At 70.8% G+C, this 14,927-nt stretch carries 9 protein-coding genes; 4 read left to right on the plus strand and 5 right to left on the minus strand.

The genetic code is table 11. The features are described from left to right. Positions 1-89 precede the first annotated feature (89 nt). Both BS83_RS40030 and BS83_RS40035 read left to right on the plus strand, forming a co-directional pair. Positions 90-1,007, plus strand: coding sequence for a DUF4231 domain-containing protein (locus BS83_RS40030; protein ID WP_037608284.1), 918 nt, complete (start codon positions 90-92; stop codon positions 1,005-1,007). 39 nt (positions 1,008-1,046) lie between these two features. After that, entirely contained in the window at positions 1,047-1,922 is an 876-nt protein-coding gene (locus BS83_RS40035) for an alpha/beta fold hydrolase (protein ID WP_037611016.1), read from the plus strand. Positions 1,923-2,025: 103 nt separating this feature from the next. Here the strand turns inward: BS83_RS40035 and fxsT are convergent, their stop codons facing one another. The 5 genes from fxsT to pdxH all read right to left on the minus strand — a co-directional run bounded on the left by fxsT (position 2,026) and on the right by pdxH (position 11,738). Continuing rightward, entirely contained in the window at positions 2,026-6,012 is a 3,987-nt protein-coding gene (gene fxsT / locus BS83_RS40040) for an FxSxx-COOH system tetratricopeptide repeat protein (RefSeq protein ID WP_051945175.1), read from the minus strand. Next, on the minus strand, positions 6,009-7,370 hold the full coding sequence (locus BS83_RS40045; protein WP_332262385.1) for a TIR-like protein FxsC: 1,362 nt from the start codon (positions 7,368-7,370) through the stop codon (positions 6,009-6,011). Before BS83_RS40045 ends, fxsT begins: the two co-directional genes overlap by 4 nt. A 102-nt stretch (positions 7,371-7,472) precedes the next feature. Continuing rightward, the gene (locus BS83_RS40050; protein ID WP_051945181.1) at positions 7,473-9,917 is read right to left on the minus strand and encodes an FxsB family cyclophane-forming radical SAM/SPASM peptide maturase; all 2,445 of its coding nucleotides are present in this window, start codon (positions 9,915-9,917) and stop codon (positions 7,473-7,475) included. A 583-nt stretch (positions 9,918-10,500) separates the two neighbouring features. Next, positions 10,501-10,686 carry an FXSXX-COOH family cyclophane-modified RiPP peptide SjiA gene (sjiA, locus tag BS83_RS46055; RefSeq protein ID WP_157597500.1) on the minus strand — a complete coding sequence of 62 codons (186 nt, stop codon included), beginning with the start codon at positions 10,684-10,686 and terminating at the stop codon, positions 10,501-10,503. Positions 10,687-11,105: 419 nt separating this feature from the next. Then, positions 11,106-11,738 (minus strand): pyridoxamine 5'-phosphate oxidase, encoded by a 633-nt coding sequence (gene pdxH / locus BS83_RS40055; RefSeq protein ID WP_037611020.1) that lies wholly within the window; start codon positions 11,736-11,738, stop codon positions 11,106-11,108. A 399-nt stretch (positions 11,739-12,137) separates the two neighbouring features. Here pdxH and BS83_RS40060 point away from each other — a divergent pair, with 399 nt between their 5' ends. Both BS83_RS40060 and serC read left to right on the plus strand, forming a co-directional pair. Then, positions 12,138-13,238: a citrate synthase 2 gene (locus tag BS83_RS40060; RefSeq protein WP_037608286.1), complete on the plus strand. Its 1,101-nt coding sequence runs from the start codon at positions 12,138-12,140 to the stop codon at positions 13,236-13,238. A 558-nt stretch (positions 13,239-13,796) separates the two neighbouring features. Then, entirely contained in the window at positions 13,797-14,915 is a 1,119-nt protein-coding gene (serC, locus tag BS83_RS40065) for a phosphoserine transaminase (RefSeq protein WP_037608287.1), read from the plus strand. Positions 14,916-14,927: the final 12 nt, after the last annotated feature.

The following is a 14,927-nucleotide window of genomic DNA, read 5'->3' on the forward strand; positions in this document are numbered from 1 at the left end:
GGATTCAGCGAATACGTGTGCTGTGCAAGGACGGTGGGCAGGGTGACACTGATTCAGGGCGAACGGGCGAGGGCGAGGGGGAGTCGACCATGGTCCAGATCTCTGCTCGGGAGTTCCAGGAGAGAGACCTGATCCCGGATCCCTACCGGCAGGTGGACCGGATCTCCGTGACGGAGCAACGCAGGGCCACCCGCTGGTACGGCGGTCAGATACTCGCGCTGTTCCTCGCCTCACTGCTGGGCATATGGGACTGGCACGCGGGCGGGCTGGACATCTCCCCCGGACTCTCGATCGCGGCGTTCGTCGCGGCGTTCTACTACTGGAGCCGGCTGCGCGCGAAGAAACCGCAGACGGCCTGGTTCGAGAGCCGGGCCGCCGCCGAGGCGATCAAGGGCCTGGTCTGGCGGTACGCGATCCGCTCGCGCCCCTTCGAGGGCGACGCCGTCTCGGACGAGGCCGACGAGCAGTTCCTCGACCAGATCAGCGAGGTCTTCGAGATCTACCGCGGGCTCGGCGTCATCGACAAGGACTCCGAACCGGCGATCACCCCGGAGATGGTCCGGCTGCGCCGGGAGGGACTGGCCGTCCGGCGCGAGGTGTACCTGCGCGAGCGGGTGCGCGCCCAGCGGGTCTGGTACCTGTCGAAGGCGGACGCCTTCGACAACAAGAGCACCGGCTGGTCGCTGGCCACCCTGATCGCCATCTGCTTCGGCGGCGCGCTCGCGCTGCTGCAGATGTCCGGCGCGACCCACGTCCACGCGCTCGGCACGCTGGCGACCTCGGGCGCCGCTATCACCGCGTGGACGCAGCTGAAGCAGTTCCGGCCGCTGGCCGCCGCCTACCGGGTGGCCGCCAAGGAGTTGGAGCAGATCGAGAACCGCCTGACCAGGCTCAATCCGGCCGAACCCGGCGCGGAGGAGCTCTGGTCGCGACTGGCCCGCGAGGCCGAGTCGACGCTGGCCAAGGAACAGGCGGTGTGGCGGGCCAGGAGCGACCGCAGGATCTGAACGTTCCGACGACACGAGGACGACGTGCAGAGGAGCAACGTGACGGACTTCGAGGTCAAGACGCCGGACGGCGGCACGCTGATGGCCGCGACGTGGGGCGACCAACGCGGAGACCCGGTGTTCCTGATCCACGGCACGCCAGGCAGCAGGCTCGGCCAGTTGCCTGAGGAGCGGAAGCTGACCCGCCTCGGGGTTCGCGTCATCACCTACGACCGGCCCGGCTACGGTCAGTCCGACCGGATGCCGGGCCGCCGCGTCCGTGACGCCGCGTCCGACGTCCGGGCGATCGCCGACGTGTTGGAGCTGCCGACCTTCGGCGTGGTCGGCCGTTCCGGGGGCGGCCCGCACGCCCTCGCCTGCGCGGCGCTGCTGCCCGAGCGGGTGTCCCGGGCGGCCGCGCTGGTGAGCCTGGCGCCGAGGGACGCGGAGGGCCTCGCCTGGTACCAGGGCATGACGGAGTCGAACATCTCCGCCTACACGGCGGGCGAGCAGGGCCTGCGGCGGCTGGGGCCGCTGCTCGCGGCGCGGGTCCACGACATCCGCGAGCAGCCGAGAATGCTGATCGAGGCGATGCGGGCCGAGCTGCCGCCCGCCGACCGGAATGTGATCGCCGACGCCGGGGTCCGCTCGACGCTGGCCCGCAACTTCGCGGAAGCGCTGAGCAACGGAGCCGGCGGCTGGATCGACGACCTGCTCGCCTTTCTCCAGCCGTGGGGGTTCGACCCCGCCGACATCACCGTCCCGGTCGACCTCTGGCACGGCGAGGACGACGTCTACTCCCCGGTGGAGCACACCCTCTGGCTCGCCGGGCGCATCCCCGGCGCGCACCTGACGCTGGAGGCGAAAGCCGCGCACTTCGACGCGTGGCGCATCCTGCCCGACATCCTCTCCCGCGTCGCCCTCAAGCCCGCGTAACCGGCTCCGCCACCTCACGGCGAAGGGTCAGTTGCAACACCCAGGGGCGCGGGGAACGGCGCTTGTCGCGCCGTTCCCCGCGCCCCTGCTTCCGCTCCGCGGATCAGGCGGGCACGAGTTCCAGGTCGCGGCCCATGCGGCGCCAGGCGCGGGCGTTGTAGACGGTCGGGTGCGACTCGCCGAACTGGAGCACGAGTTGGTCGATAGCCCGGGTGCGCAGGTCCTGCGCCTCGGGCTCGCGGCTGCGGTCCCGCATGGTGATGGCCAGATTGCTCTGGCAGACCAGCGCGTCCGGGTGCTTGGGGCCGTAGCGGAGGACGAGTCCCTCCAGTGCGGCCCGGCCCAGCTCCTCGGCGCGGACCAGATCGCCGTTGTCGCCGTGGGAGTTGGCGAGGTTGAGCATCGCGCAGAGGGTGTAGGGGTGTTCCAGGCCGAGCTTCGTGGTGAGGCGGTCGAGGGTGCGCTCGCCCAGGTCCACCGCCTCCGTCTTCTGCGCCGGCTGGCCGATGTCGCGCAGGTAGATGGTCAGGTTGTTGGCGCAGATCAGGGTGAACGGGTGTTCGGCGCCCAGGCGTTCCCGGTACGAGCGGTAGACCTCCTGCGCCGTGTCCCTGGCCAGCTCCTTGTCGCCCGCCGCGGAGTACTCCGCGGCGAGGTTCAGCGCACAGGAGAGCGCGTCGGGCACGTCGGCGCTGTAACGCTCCAGGTAGCGGTTGTAGGTGTCCATGGTGAGTCTGCGGGCCTCACTCTGCTGGCCCGCCCGACGGAGCGAGAGCGCGAGGCTCTTCGCGTAGCGGAGGGAGGCCAGGTCGGGCACGGGGACCGAGTACTCCTCGCGGAACTCGCTCAGCAGGCTGATCGACCGGGCGTAGTTGCCCAGTGAGCGCTCGTCCTCGGCCAGCGCGGCCTTGGAGGACAGGGTGTACGGGTGGGTCACGCCGAGGACGGCCGTCCGCAGGCTGTAGACCTCCTCGTCCAGGATGCGCGCGGCCTCGTAGTCGCCGTTGAAGCGGTAGTCGACGGCGAGGTTGTTGGCGATGTTCAGGGTGCGCGGATCCTCCTCGCCCAGCTCCTCCTTCATCTTGGCGTACGTCTCCTGGTCACGCCGGAGCGCCTCGGGGAAGCGGCCGAGCACGCGCAGGTCGGCGGCGAGGTTGCCGGCCGTCTGCAGGGTCAGCGGGTGGTCGCTGCGCAGCACCCGGCTCTGCCGGGAGAGGGTGTCCTGGTCCAGTTCCAGGCACTCCTGGGCCAGGCCCTTGCTGCGCAGCACGCTGGCGAGCTGGAAGCGGAGCTGGAGCGTCTGTCGGTCGTCCTGGCCCAGCTTGTCGGTCCAGTTGGAGTCGAGCCGGCGGCCGAGCGTCTCGGCGCGGTCCAGGTCGCCGCGCTTCCACAGGTAGCGGACACGGTCGATGAGCAGCTGCCGGGTGTCGGCCTCGTCGCAGTTCTCGGCGTTGGACGGGGTGAGGTGCGGCCAGATGAGCTCGAACAGCGGCCAGTTCTCCGGGTCGTCGGTGTCACCGAAGTCGGGGCGGGCGCCGACCAGGATCCTGTGCACGTCGTGGACCAGCTCGTCCTCCTGCTCGAGGGTGAGCTCGGCGCGGATCACGGCCTGGACCATGCGGTGGACCTGGAAGGTGCGGTTGCTGTTGTCGACCCTGGCCAGGCCGTACCGGCCGATGGCCCGGATGACCCGGCCCATCATGTTCTTGTCGCGCAGCTCGTCGTCGTAGGGCAGCAGCGAGGTCATCATCTGGTCGCTGTAGAAGATGCTGATCGCGATGGAGTCCGCCGAGAGGAAGGCGCACAGCTGCAGCAGCCGCACCGCGGCCGGCATCTGCTCGCGCAGCCGCGCGATGGACACGTTCCAGGTCGCCCCGAAGGTCGTCGGGTAGTCGACGGGCTTGGTGACCGCGAGCGCCTTGACCGCCTCGTTGTGCAGTTGGTCGACGTAGTCGCTGACGGGGACACCGGTGGTCTCCAGCCAGGCGGAGGCGATCTCGACGGCCAGGGGCAGGTCGCCGACGGCCTCGGCCACCAGGGCCGCGTCCTGCGGGCTGAGCGCCGGAGCACGGCGGCACAGGTGCTCGATCGACTCCTCGCGGCGGAAGACGTCGACCTCGAGGGCCTCGGCGTGGCTGACCCAGGCCTGGTTGCGCGAGGTCACCAGCACGTCGCCGGGACCGCCGGGGAAGAACTGGACGATCTGGGAGGGGTCGTCGGCGTTGTCGAAGATCAGCAGCCAGCGCTTGGCCTTGGGGTGCATCCCAAGCCGCAGTGTCTCCTTGACCAGTTCGGCGTTCTCGTTCGCGTTCTCGCCGACTCGCAGGTCCAGGCGGCGGCCGAGGTCGGTGAGCGAGACGGCGACCTGCTCGGGCTGTTCCGCCTCTATCCACCAGACCAGGTCGTAGTCGGCCATGAACCGGTGCGCGTACTCCAGCGCCACCTGGGTCTTGCCGACGCCGCCGAGGCCGTAGAGGGTCTGCGGGGTCGGCAGCACCACCGTCGAGCGGCGGTCCCGCTGCTGGCCGCGCAGCTGGTCGCGGAGCAGGTCCAGCACCGCGGCGCGGCCGGTGAAGGACGGGTTGCGCAGGCGCAGGTTCCAGATCGCCGGACGGCGCCCGGGGAAACGCGGTCCCTCACCGGGGACCGGATCCATCAGCGCCGTGTCGGGCAGGCCCACGGCGCGCAGCAGGACGACGCGCGCCGCGTCCTCCTCCAGTCGCAGCAGCTCCACCACGTTGTTGCTGCCGAAGGAGGGACCGGAGCGGGCGTCGCCGACCCGGACGGTGATCAGGTCGGGCTGGTCCTCGGTCCGCTCGCCGACCAGCAGCTCCCTGGCCAGCCGGGACTGTGTGGCCTTGGCGTACGCCTGGCTCCAGACGGCGACGGTCCTGGTGACCGCGTCCCTGACCCGGTCGGAGTCCAGCCGTTGGAGCGAGCCCAGCTCTCTGGAGACGACCCGCAGTCCGGCGCGGGTGAGCACCCACTCGATCCACTCCGCCCACATCCGGTCCTCGGAGGCGTAGGACAGGATGATGTCCTCGCGGGCGGTCGGGCGGGGCCGGGTGAACAGGTCGGTGTAGTGCAGCCGGACGTCCTCGTCCATCGGGGGCAGGGAGGTGACCCGCTCCTCCGTGACGGAGGAGACCAGCCGCTCGACGGCGGAGAGCATCGAGGTCGGCGAGCCGGGCTTGTCCCCGAAGGGCGCCAGGATCTCCTCGTAGGCGTAGTAGGGCTGGTAGGGGATCTCGACGGAGTCCCAGTGGTGGTCCCTGGCGGACTCGGAGAGGCCCTGGGGCAGACCGCTGAAGCGCTTGCGGGCCAGCGCCCGGCCCGCGTCGGCCTTGCCCTTCTCGCCGTCGTCGATGCGCATCGGGACGGGCAGGATGCGGATGCCCCGGTTGTAGTGCCGTTCGGTGATCTTCCTGGCGATCTCGGAGGCGCCCTCGATGCTCTGGTTGCTGAGGGTGAAGCAGATCACCAGGTCGTCGGGCAGCTCGACGGTGCATATCTCCTGGATGTCGGAGAGACCGGTGCGGCTGTCGATCAGGATGTAGTCGTACTGGCGGCGCATGTCCGCGCGCAGCGCCTTGAAGAACTCGGCACCGTGGCGGCGGGCGTAGAAGTCGTCCCAGTTGATGTTGGCGACGGTCGCGCCGTAGTCGCTGTGGGCCTGGCCGGCCGGCAGGAAGTCCAGGCAGCCCTCGCCGGGGAAACCGGCCCAGTTGAGCGAGAGCACGTGCGGCAGCACCCGGGCCGCGTCGCGGAGCCGCTCCGCGTCGTACTCCTCGTGCTCCAGCGTCTCCTCGCGGTAGTCGTGGATCAGGTCGATCACGCCGGTGGAGGCGTCGAGCGCGGCCTGCTCCAGGAACGGGGTGAAGAACCGGTAGAGCCCGGGGGCCTCCAGGTCCCAGTCCACGGCGAGCACCCGGTGGCCGTTGGCCGCCAGGATCCAGGCGCTGTTGGCCAGCGCCATGGTGCGGCCGGTACCGCCCTTGTACGAGTAGAAGGTGACGATCCGGCCGTCCCGCTGTTCGCGCGCCGGCGACTCCGGGTCCTGACCTTGGCGCTCGGGCGGTGTGAGGCTCATGGGGTCCCTCCCCCGGGACTGGGTGATGACGGGTCGTCGGGATCGTGGCCGTTCTTGAAGCGCTCGTCGCGCAGGTTGGGGCGCGGCGCGGGCGGCGGGCCGCCGTTCGGGGCCGGGCCGGGCGGTGCGCCGGGATCGGGCGGCTCAAGATCCTCGAAGGCCCGCATCGCGCTCAGCGCGACGTGCGGCAGCACGCTCTCGAACTCGTCCATGCTGGAGATGACGTCGACCCCGCGCAGCCGGGCCCGCTGCTCCCGGTGGGAGCGGAGATTGACCATGGTCTGCTGTGCCAGGTCCCGTAACTCCTCCTGGCGCGTGGTGCATTCGGGATCGTCGGCGCTCCACGGCTCCATCAACCCGACCCAGGTCGGGTTGCAGGCGTCGAGACGCTGCAGCGTCTCCCTGAGCCTGGCGTCCAGCAGGGCCCAGCGGTCCAGCAGCAGCAGGCCGGGCGCCTCGGGGCGCTCACCGGCGAGCACCCTGGCGGCCTCCTCCTCGAAGGGCTCGATGCTGGCGTGGAACTCCCACTCCTTCGCCAGCGCGGCGGCGCGGCGGGCGATGCCCTCGTTGCTCCCCCCGGGGAACGGCCGCCAGTCGTGCGGGGCGGTGCCGTAGCTCTGCCGGGAGCGACCGTCGGGCAGGTGGTTCACGTCGCAGGCGGCCACCGAGATCCGCAGCGTCCGCCGCGGCTCGGGCGCGGGGAAGACGCTGTCGTAGTCCTGGAAGTCGCGCCGGCCGCCGATCCGCACCCGGTGCCGCTCGGCGACCTCGACGATGCGCTGGGCCAGCCGGTAGACGGCCAGCTGGTAGTCCGAACGGAAGGAGTTCAGCTTGAGCAGCGGCTGCATCCCCTCGGTCCGGTAGCGCTCCCCGAACGCCTGGTGGTCGAACTGGAGGGCCTTGGCCACCGGGGGCAGCCGCTTCTCGGGCACCATCACCCACTGCACCGGCACCACCGCGGACGGCGCGCCGCCCCCGGGCGTCACGGACAGCACCTCACGCGAGGTGAAGGCCGCCCACTCCTGGCCGCAGGCCTGGCTCTTGAAGTAGTGCACCGAGTAGAGCGGCACGAAGACCCGGCAGTGCGCCAACGCCTCGCTGATCCGGTCGGACCAGCCCTCGCCCACGTTGAGACCGGAGTCCATGAAACCGGGCGGCTCGTTCTCGTCCCAGCCGGAGAGATCGGTCACGGCGTCGCACAGATCCCTGAAGAGCCGTGCCTCCCAGAGGTTCGAGACGCTGCGCGGTCGCCCGGCGCCCCGAGGGGAGTGCGCGTAACTCAGAAAGAAGATGGGCCGAGGTATGCCCTCGTCCCAGCCCTCTTGGTCGGTCACTCGCACCCCCGAACGGTGTTGCACCTGCCGTAGGAAGATGGAACCTCGCCAGTTGATGCGCCGTCAACACCGTCAACCCGCAACGGCGGAGGCGACGAACGAGGTCGCCGCCGCGTGACCCGGCGCTCAGGCGCGGTCGCCTCCCACGGCGGACACGGCGGCGCACTCGCCGAGCCACGGCTCCACGGTGGCGCGCATTCCGGCGACGAAGCGCTCACCGCGCGCCGTGAGCGCCCCGGAGCCCGTCATGGTGCCGATGGCCTGGTGGGTGTGGTCGAGCCAGCGGGTGAACTCCTCGCGGGCGTGCTCGTCGCCGGTGGCGCGCCAGCGTGACAGCCAGAACTCGACGACGGCGATATGGGCGTAGGTCCCCTGGAACAGGCCCTCGAAGGGCCGCGGATCGGGCCGCCACGGAGCGTGGTACAGGTCGGTGTGATGCGGGTCGAACAGGTCCTCCACGTCGAAGATCGCGCCCAGCTTGACGTGCTGGAACTCGTGGATCATCAACAGTGCCATGGTCTCGCTGGAGCCCGGCCTGGCGATGCCCACGGCGCCGAAGACGTCTCTCGCCGCCCCGCTGACGCCCCGCCCGGCGGACGGATCCCGCTGCAGCGGAACCACGGCGGACAGTCCGGCGCGAAGGCCGGGAGCGTACGCCGGCAGCGTGGCGTCGACCAGCCCCCAGGCCCCCTCCAGCTCGGCCTGCCACCTGTCGGCCTCCGCCTGGTCCATCGGGTCGGCCGGGCGCCAGTTGTGCGCGCGGCGCTGCGGGTCGGTGTCGTCCAGCCGCAGCTGCCAGCCGCCCACCACGGATCCGACCGTGTGCACCGGATGCCACCGTGGATCGGCGCCGCACGGCCGGTCGAGCTCCACCTCGATCCGCTCACCGCCGCTCGCCACGGAGAAGCGCGGGCCGGGCCCGGTGGTCAGGAGCGCCGTACCGGGCTGGAGGCAGGTGACCACACCATGGCCGGGCAGCCGCAGCTCGCCCCGCTCGCCGACCGGGAGTCGCAACCGCTCCTCCCAGCCCGCGAAGAGGGCGGCAGCGGCGGCGACCTCCACGAGTCCGTCGAACCGCTCCGGTCCCTCGTCGGCTCCCCGGAGCGCGGCGACGGCCCAGGAGCGGGTGAAGGGATGCTCCACTGCGGCGTCCAGCGCCTGCGGCGCCGACTGGTCGAGCCGGCCGATCAGGTCGTAGACGTCCGCGAAGGGGCCCGCGTCGGGCGCCTCGGCCCACAGGCCACCGACCGCGTCCAGCAACGCCCGGTTGAGCTCCAACTGGGCGTCGCGGAGGGCGCCGACCGCCGCCGCACCGCCGTGGCCGCCGGCCAGCTCGTCGAACTGGTCGTCGGTCAGCAGACCTTCGGGCATGCCGGAGTGCTCCTTGCTGGGGGCCGACGGAGCGGCCATGAGGGCGGGCGGGGCCGCAGCGGTGTCGTGGATCCTGGTGATCAGGCTGAGCAGGTCGGGGCAGAAGACGCTGGGATTGTCGAAACCGCCCTCGGCGGAATGCACGCCGCCGTCCGCGCTGCGGTAGCGGTGGGCGTAGAGACCTGCCCCGCAGGACTCGACGACGGGGCACGCTCGGCACTGGGCGCAGAGGCCGGCCAGCCCGTTGCGGCGGTCCATCATGCCGGGGTGGCGCGCGGCCGTGTCGAAGTCGTGGTCGAAGACGTCGAAACCGGTGGCCGCGGCGCCGTCGAAGGCGGTCTTGAGCGAGTCGGCCTGCTCCAGCGTCCCGTCCGTCTCCACCACCACAAGATCGGCGGGAGCCAGCCCCAGCGACTCGGTCAGGCTGCTCTCCCCGCGGAGGGTGCGGTGCACCGAATCGAACATGCGGACCGGCACCGGGCGCCCCTGTGCCGTCCAGCGCTCGTAGATCCGCCACAGCCAGTCGGCGTAGGGGGTGCTCGCCGGCCCGTGGGGACGCAGCGGCGGCTCGTCCCAGGTGGCGTGCGGCAGCAGGAAGTCGATGCGCGGCGGGTCGAGCGCGACCAGCGCGTCGTAGACGGCGACGGGATCGTTGCGCACGTCGATGGTGCAGAGCAGGCCCGCGTAGAGATGCCGCCAGCGCGGCTGACGCAGCAGGTTCACCGCCCTGACGACCCGGTCGTGGCTGCTGCGCCCGTCCGCGTAGCGGCGGTGCAGGTCGTTGGCGGAGCGGTCACCGTCGAGGGAGATGCCGACCCTGATCCGGAACTCGTCGAAGAGGTCCAGGAACCGCTCGTTGAGCGTCACACCGTTGGTGTGGATCCGCAGATCCAGCCGGCAGACCCCGCGCAGCGCGTCGGTCAGCTCCTGCGCCGCACGCCGCAGTCGCACCGGCCCGGCCAGCAGTGGCTCCCCGCCGTGCAGCACGACGTGGACGGTGTCGAGCCCGTGTGCGCGCGCATGCTCGGCGATCCTGACCGCGGTCTGCCGGAGCACGTCCTCGGCCGCGGCCTTGGGCCGGCCCTGCCAACTGGTGTCGGCGTGCTCGTAGACGTAGCAGTGGTCGCAGGCGAGATCACACCTGCTGTGCACCTTTAAGACAAACTGGCGGAAGGCAGGAGCCTTTTGATCATCAGTCATGTGAATCCCGCCAGGGTCGGCGCGCAGGCGAACTCTTCAGATGGCGGCGAATGTACTCTCGCGACCACGGCTGAGGCGCGAGGCAGCCGGAGTGACACCCGGGAGTGCGGCCATCTTCATCCATCGGGGTGACGATTACACCGGGGACGACCGCCCACAAGGCATCACCTGGTGATCGTTACGCCAACGCAACTCCGGTCGGGGCCCGAGTGGCCGCCGTCGTCAGACTGTCAGCGCGTACGCCCAGCGCGCATGCCAGGGCAGGGACCGCACACCCGAACGGGTGAATCTTGGCCCCGAATGACATCAGCCGCGCGAGCGCGCGGCCGGAAGGAGGCGCACCCCGGTCCGGGGGCAGGCAGGCTCACCATGACGACACGTCAGTCCTGACGGTGGGAGCCCGTGTTCGGTGAGGGGAGCGAAGGACCGGCGACCGCCGGACCATGGGGACCACACCCGGTGCGTGGACCCGTCGCGACCCGTTTCGCAGAGGCCCCCCGTGACGCCGTGATGTGTCGACCAGGAGACGGATTGCTCGGCCGTGGCCGGTTCGACGTGCGGACGGAAAGGCCTCCACGCCTCGTCAGATGGAGGAATTGAAGGCCGCAACGTCGAGTCGGGAAACGCCGTTGTCGGGCAGCACGCGGCTCAGCATCAAGCTGTGCGCGGCATCACCCCGCTTGGCCAGGCGGACGGGAACGGCACGGGTGACGGCAGCGACCGCGGTCGTCTCTGCCGGGCGGGACTTGGTGTCACGCGATGCGGACATGTGAGGACCCCTCGGGGGTTAGTCGGGACACGAAGCGGGTAAACCGCTTGCGACACGGCCTGATGGGCTGATCCCGATGGTTCGATGGTCTGCATCGCCAGGGGGCCCAGTACCGTGAAACGCAAACCATTCACTCAGGCGGAAACTTACCCGCTGGGACAAGATCACGAGACCTGTCCCCGAAGGCATCACGCCAGGTGGGGCCGCCCTTTGGCCGAAATGCGCAGCTCAGGGCCAGCGCCCGCGGCAACCCGCCGCCGGAGAATCACTCCGGCGGGTGATCAACTACGCCAGTCGCAGTACGCGCAGTAGACAGATCCCACCGGTCCCGCACGCCCCACCTGCCCCTATGCGCCCACAACCCCTCAACACTCTTTTTCAGCCGGGAAGTTGCCGCTGAGGCAGGCATGCCACCGGGCCTAGGGGCAGAGGCGCTCCACCGTCCAGCCCGAGGGCGCGGTCGGGTCGGCGTCGTAGCGGAGGCGGTCGTGGAGGCGGTTCTCGCGGCCCTGCCAGAACTCGACGGACGTGGGCGAGACCCGGTATCCGCCCCAGAACGGCGGCGCGGGGACCCCCTCCCCCGCGGGGTAACGGGTGGCGAGGTCGGCGTACCGGCGTTCGAGGTCCTCGCGGGAGGCGACCGGGCGGGACTGCTCGCTCGCCCACGCGCCCAGCTGCGAGCCGTGCGGACGACTGCGGAAGTACGCCGCCGTCTCGTCCCGGCCGACCTTCACCGCGGTGCCGGTGACGATCACCTGCCGGGCGATCGGGTGCCACGGGAAGAGCAGCGCGACGTGCGGGTTGCCCGCCAGCTCGCGGCCCTTGCGGGACTCGTAGTTGGTGTAGAAGGTGAAGCCGCGTTCGTCGTACCCCTTGAGCAGGACCGTACGCAGGCTCGGCCGGCCGGCCTCGTCCACCGTGGAGACGATCATCGCGTTCGGCTCGTCGAGAGCGGCGTGCTGGGCGTCGACGAACCAGCGGGTGAACTGCTGGATCGGGTCCGCGGCGAGTTCCGCCTCCAGCAGGCCGGTGGCCCGGTACTGGCGGCGCATGTCGGCGGGGTCGACCGGACCGACCGGCTGGTCGTGGTCGAGCGGCGCGAGGGGGGCTTGATCCGATGCATGCACGGCGACATCATCCCAGGATCGGCTGAACAGACCGGGAAGCTGATCCGACGAGTAGGTGCGTGGATTCTCTCGACATCGAGAGAGTATCGTTGCGGGGCTCCGGTCGATGACGCCCGGAGGTGACAGATCCTGTGCGAATACGACGCGTGTGCACGGCATCACCGTCGTGGGATCTGGCGCTATGCACCCGGTGCCTGCCAATCTGACACTGCGTGCCACGCGCGCGTCGAACACTTCCGCGCAACCGCGCGGCAACAACAGCAGAGACGACTTGGCCACACCCCTAAGTCATCCGCCGATCCGACCGATCAGAGGAGCCGCCTGATGTCCGACTTCGTACCCGGACTCGAAGGAGTCGTTGCGTTCGAGACGGAGATCGCCGAACCCGACAAGGAGGGCGGCTCCCTCCGCTACCGCGGTGTCGACATCGAGGAGCTGGTCGGGCACGTCTCGTTCGGCAACACCTGGGGCCTGCTGGTCGACGGCAAGTTCAACCCCGGCCTCCCGCCGGCCGAGCCGTTCCCGATCCCGGTCCACTCCGGCGACATCCGCGTCGACGTCCAGTCCGCGCTGGCGATGCTCGCCCCCGTCTGGGGCCTGCGTCCGCTGCTCGACATCAGCGCCGAGCAGGCGCGCGACGACCTGGCCCGCGCCGCGGTGATGGCGCTCTCCTACGTGGCGCAGTCCGCGCGTGGCCAGGGCCACCCGATGGTGCCGCAGAGCGAGATCGACAAGGCCGAGACCATCGTCGAGCGCTTCATGATCCGCTGGCGCGGCGAGCCCGACCCGAAGCACGTCAAGGCGGTCGACGCGTACTGGACCTCCGCGGCGGAGCACGGCATGAACGCCTCCACGTTCACCGCCCGCGTCATCGCCTCGACCGGCGCGGACGTCGCGGCCGCGCTGTCCGGCGCGGTGGGCGCGATGTCCGGCCCGCTGCACGGCGGCGCGCCCTCGCGCGTGCTGGGCATGATCGAGGACATCGAGCGGAGCGGCGACGCGGTCGCCTACGTCAAGAACGCCCTCGACAAGGGCGAGCGCCTGATGGGCTTCGGCCACCGCGTCTACCGCGCGGAGGACCCGCGTGCGCGTGTGCTCCGGCGCACGGCGCAGGAGCTGGACGCTCCTCGCTTCGAGGTGGCCGCGGCGCTGGAGAAGGCCGCGCTGGAGGAGCTGCACGCGCGTCGCCCCGACCGCGTCCTCGCCACGAACGTGGAGTTCTGGGCGGCCATCGTCCTTGACTTCGCCGAGGTCCCTGCGCACATGTTCACGTCGATGTTCACCTGCGCCCGCACGGCGGGCTGGTCGGCGCACATCCTCGAGCAGAAGCGCACGGGCCGCCTGGTGCGCCCCTCTGCGCGCTACATCGGCCCGGGTACGCGCAGCGTCTCCGAGGTCGAGGGCTTCGGCGACATCTCGCACTGAGCCTTCGGCGGTAGGGCCGGTTGCACCTCCAGGGGCGCGAGGAACTGCGCGCCTCCGGCGCGCGGGCGCGAGGCGTCACGGCAGAGGCCCGGTTGCACCTCAAGGGGCGCGGGGCTGTGCCGATCTGCGCCTCCGGCGCGCGGGCGCGAGGCGTCACGGCAGAGGCCCGGTTGCACCTCAAGGGGCGCGGGGCTGTGCCGATCTGCGCCTCCGGCGCGCGGGCGCGAGGCGTCACGGCAGAGGCCCGGTTGCACCTCAAGGGGCGCGGGGAACTGCGCGACAAGCCACTGACACGCGAATGGTCCTCATCGAGCAGGGCCATCCGCACAGGGTGGTTTCTCGCGCAGTTCCCCGCGCCCCTTGTCGTGCCCCGGGCATCGCGCGCACGGATCCCCGCGCCCCGTTGTGGCTGATCATCGCGCGCATGTGGCCCCGGCCTCCGTTGTGGTTGATCGCCGCGCGCATGCGCCTCCGCGCGCCCCTGACGTGCTGCGACAGCACCATCTCACTCGGCGGACCGCACCGTTCGCCCACCGTTTCAACCGATAGGCTTCCGCCGTGGCTGAGATCCAGATCCCCGCTGACATCAGGCCCGCTGACGGCCGTTTCGGCGCAGGTCCGTCCAAGGTTCGCCCGGAGGCGCTCGACGCCCTCTCCGCGACCGGTAGCTCGCTGCTCGGAACCTCCCACCGCCAAGCCCCGGTCAAGAACCTGGTGAAGCGCGTGCGCGAGGGAATCGGCAGCCTCTTCTCCCTGCCCGAGGGTTACGAGGTCGTCCTCGGCAACGGCGGGTCCACCGCCTTCTGGGACATCGCGGCCTTCGGGCTCGTCGAGAACAAGTCGCAGCACCTCAACTTCGGCGAGTTCTCCTCGAAGTTCGCGGGAAGCGTCAAGGCCGCGCCGTGGCTGGCCGAGCCCACCGTCATCAAGTCCGAGCCCGGCACGCACCCGCTGCCGCAGGCCGAGGCCGGCGTCGACGTGTACGCGCTGACCCACAACGAGACCTCCACCGGCGTGGCCATGCCGATCCGCCGGGTCGAGGGCGCCGACGAGGGCGCGCTCGTGCTGGTCGACGCCACCTCCGGGGCCGGCGGTCTGCCGGTGGACATCACCGAGTCGGACGTCTACTACTTCGCGCCGCAGAAGAGCTTCGCCTCCGAGGGCGGTCTGTGGATCGCGGTCTTCTCCCCCGCCGCGCTGGAGCGCGCCGCGCGGATCGCCGCGAGCGGCCGCTACATCCCGCCGTTCTTCGACCTGCCGACGGCCATCGACAACTCGTCCAAGGACCAGACGTACAACACCCCGTCCATCTCCACGCTGTTCCTGCTCGCGGACCAGCTGGACTGGATGAACGGCAACGGCGGCCTGTCCTTCACCACCGGCCGCACCGCGGACTCCTCCTCGCGCCTGTACACCTGGGCGGAGAAGTCCTCCTACGCCACGCCGTTCGTGACCAACCCGGCCGAGCGTTCGCAGGTCATCGGCACCATCGACTTCGACGACTCGATCGACGCCGCGGCGATCGCCAAGGTGCTGCGCGCCAACGGCATCGTCGACACCGAGCCCTACCGCAAGCTCGGCCGCAACCAGCTGCGCGTGGCGATGTTCCCGGCGATCGAGCCGGCCGACGTCGAGGCGCTGACCGCCTGCATCGACCACGTCGTCGAGAAGCTCTAGTCGCCGACATGC

It is taken from the genome of Streptacidiphilus rugosus AM-16, from assembly GCF_000744655.1.
Classification (GTDB): Bacteria; Actinomycetota; Actinomycetes; order Streptomycetales; family Streptomycetaceae; genus Streptacidiphilus; species Streptacidiphilus rugosus.

Coding starts and splice junctions, on each gene's coding strand:
- pdxH (WP_037611020.1), bottom strand. CDS start 11,738: ATGCGCCGCCAGTACCGGGCCACCGGCCTGCTGGAGGCGGAACTCGCC.
- sjiA (WP_157597500.1), bottom strand. CDS start 10,686: ATGTCCGCATCGCGTGACACCAAGTCCCGCCCGGCAGAGACGACCGCG.
- BS83_RS40050 (WP_051945181.1), bottom strand. CDS start 9,917: ATGACTGATGATCAAAAGGCTCCTGCCTTCCGCCAGTTTGTCTTAAAG.
- fxsT (WP_051945175.1), bottom strand. CDS start 6,012: ATGAGCCTCACACCGCCCGAGCGCCAAGGTCAGGACCCGGAGTCGCCG.
- BS83_RS40030 (WP_037608284.1), top strand. CDS start 90: ATGGTCCAGATCTCTGCTCGGGAGTTCCAGGAGAGAGACCTGATCCCG.
- BS83_RS40060 (WP_037608286.1), top strand. CDS start 12,138: ATGTCCGACTTCGTACCCGGACTCGAAGGAGTCGTTGCGTTCGAGACG.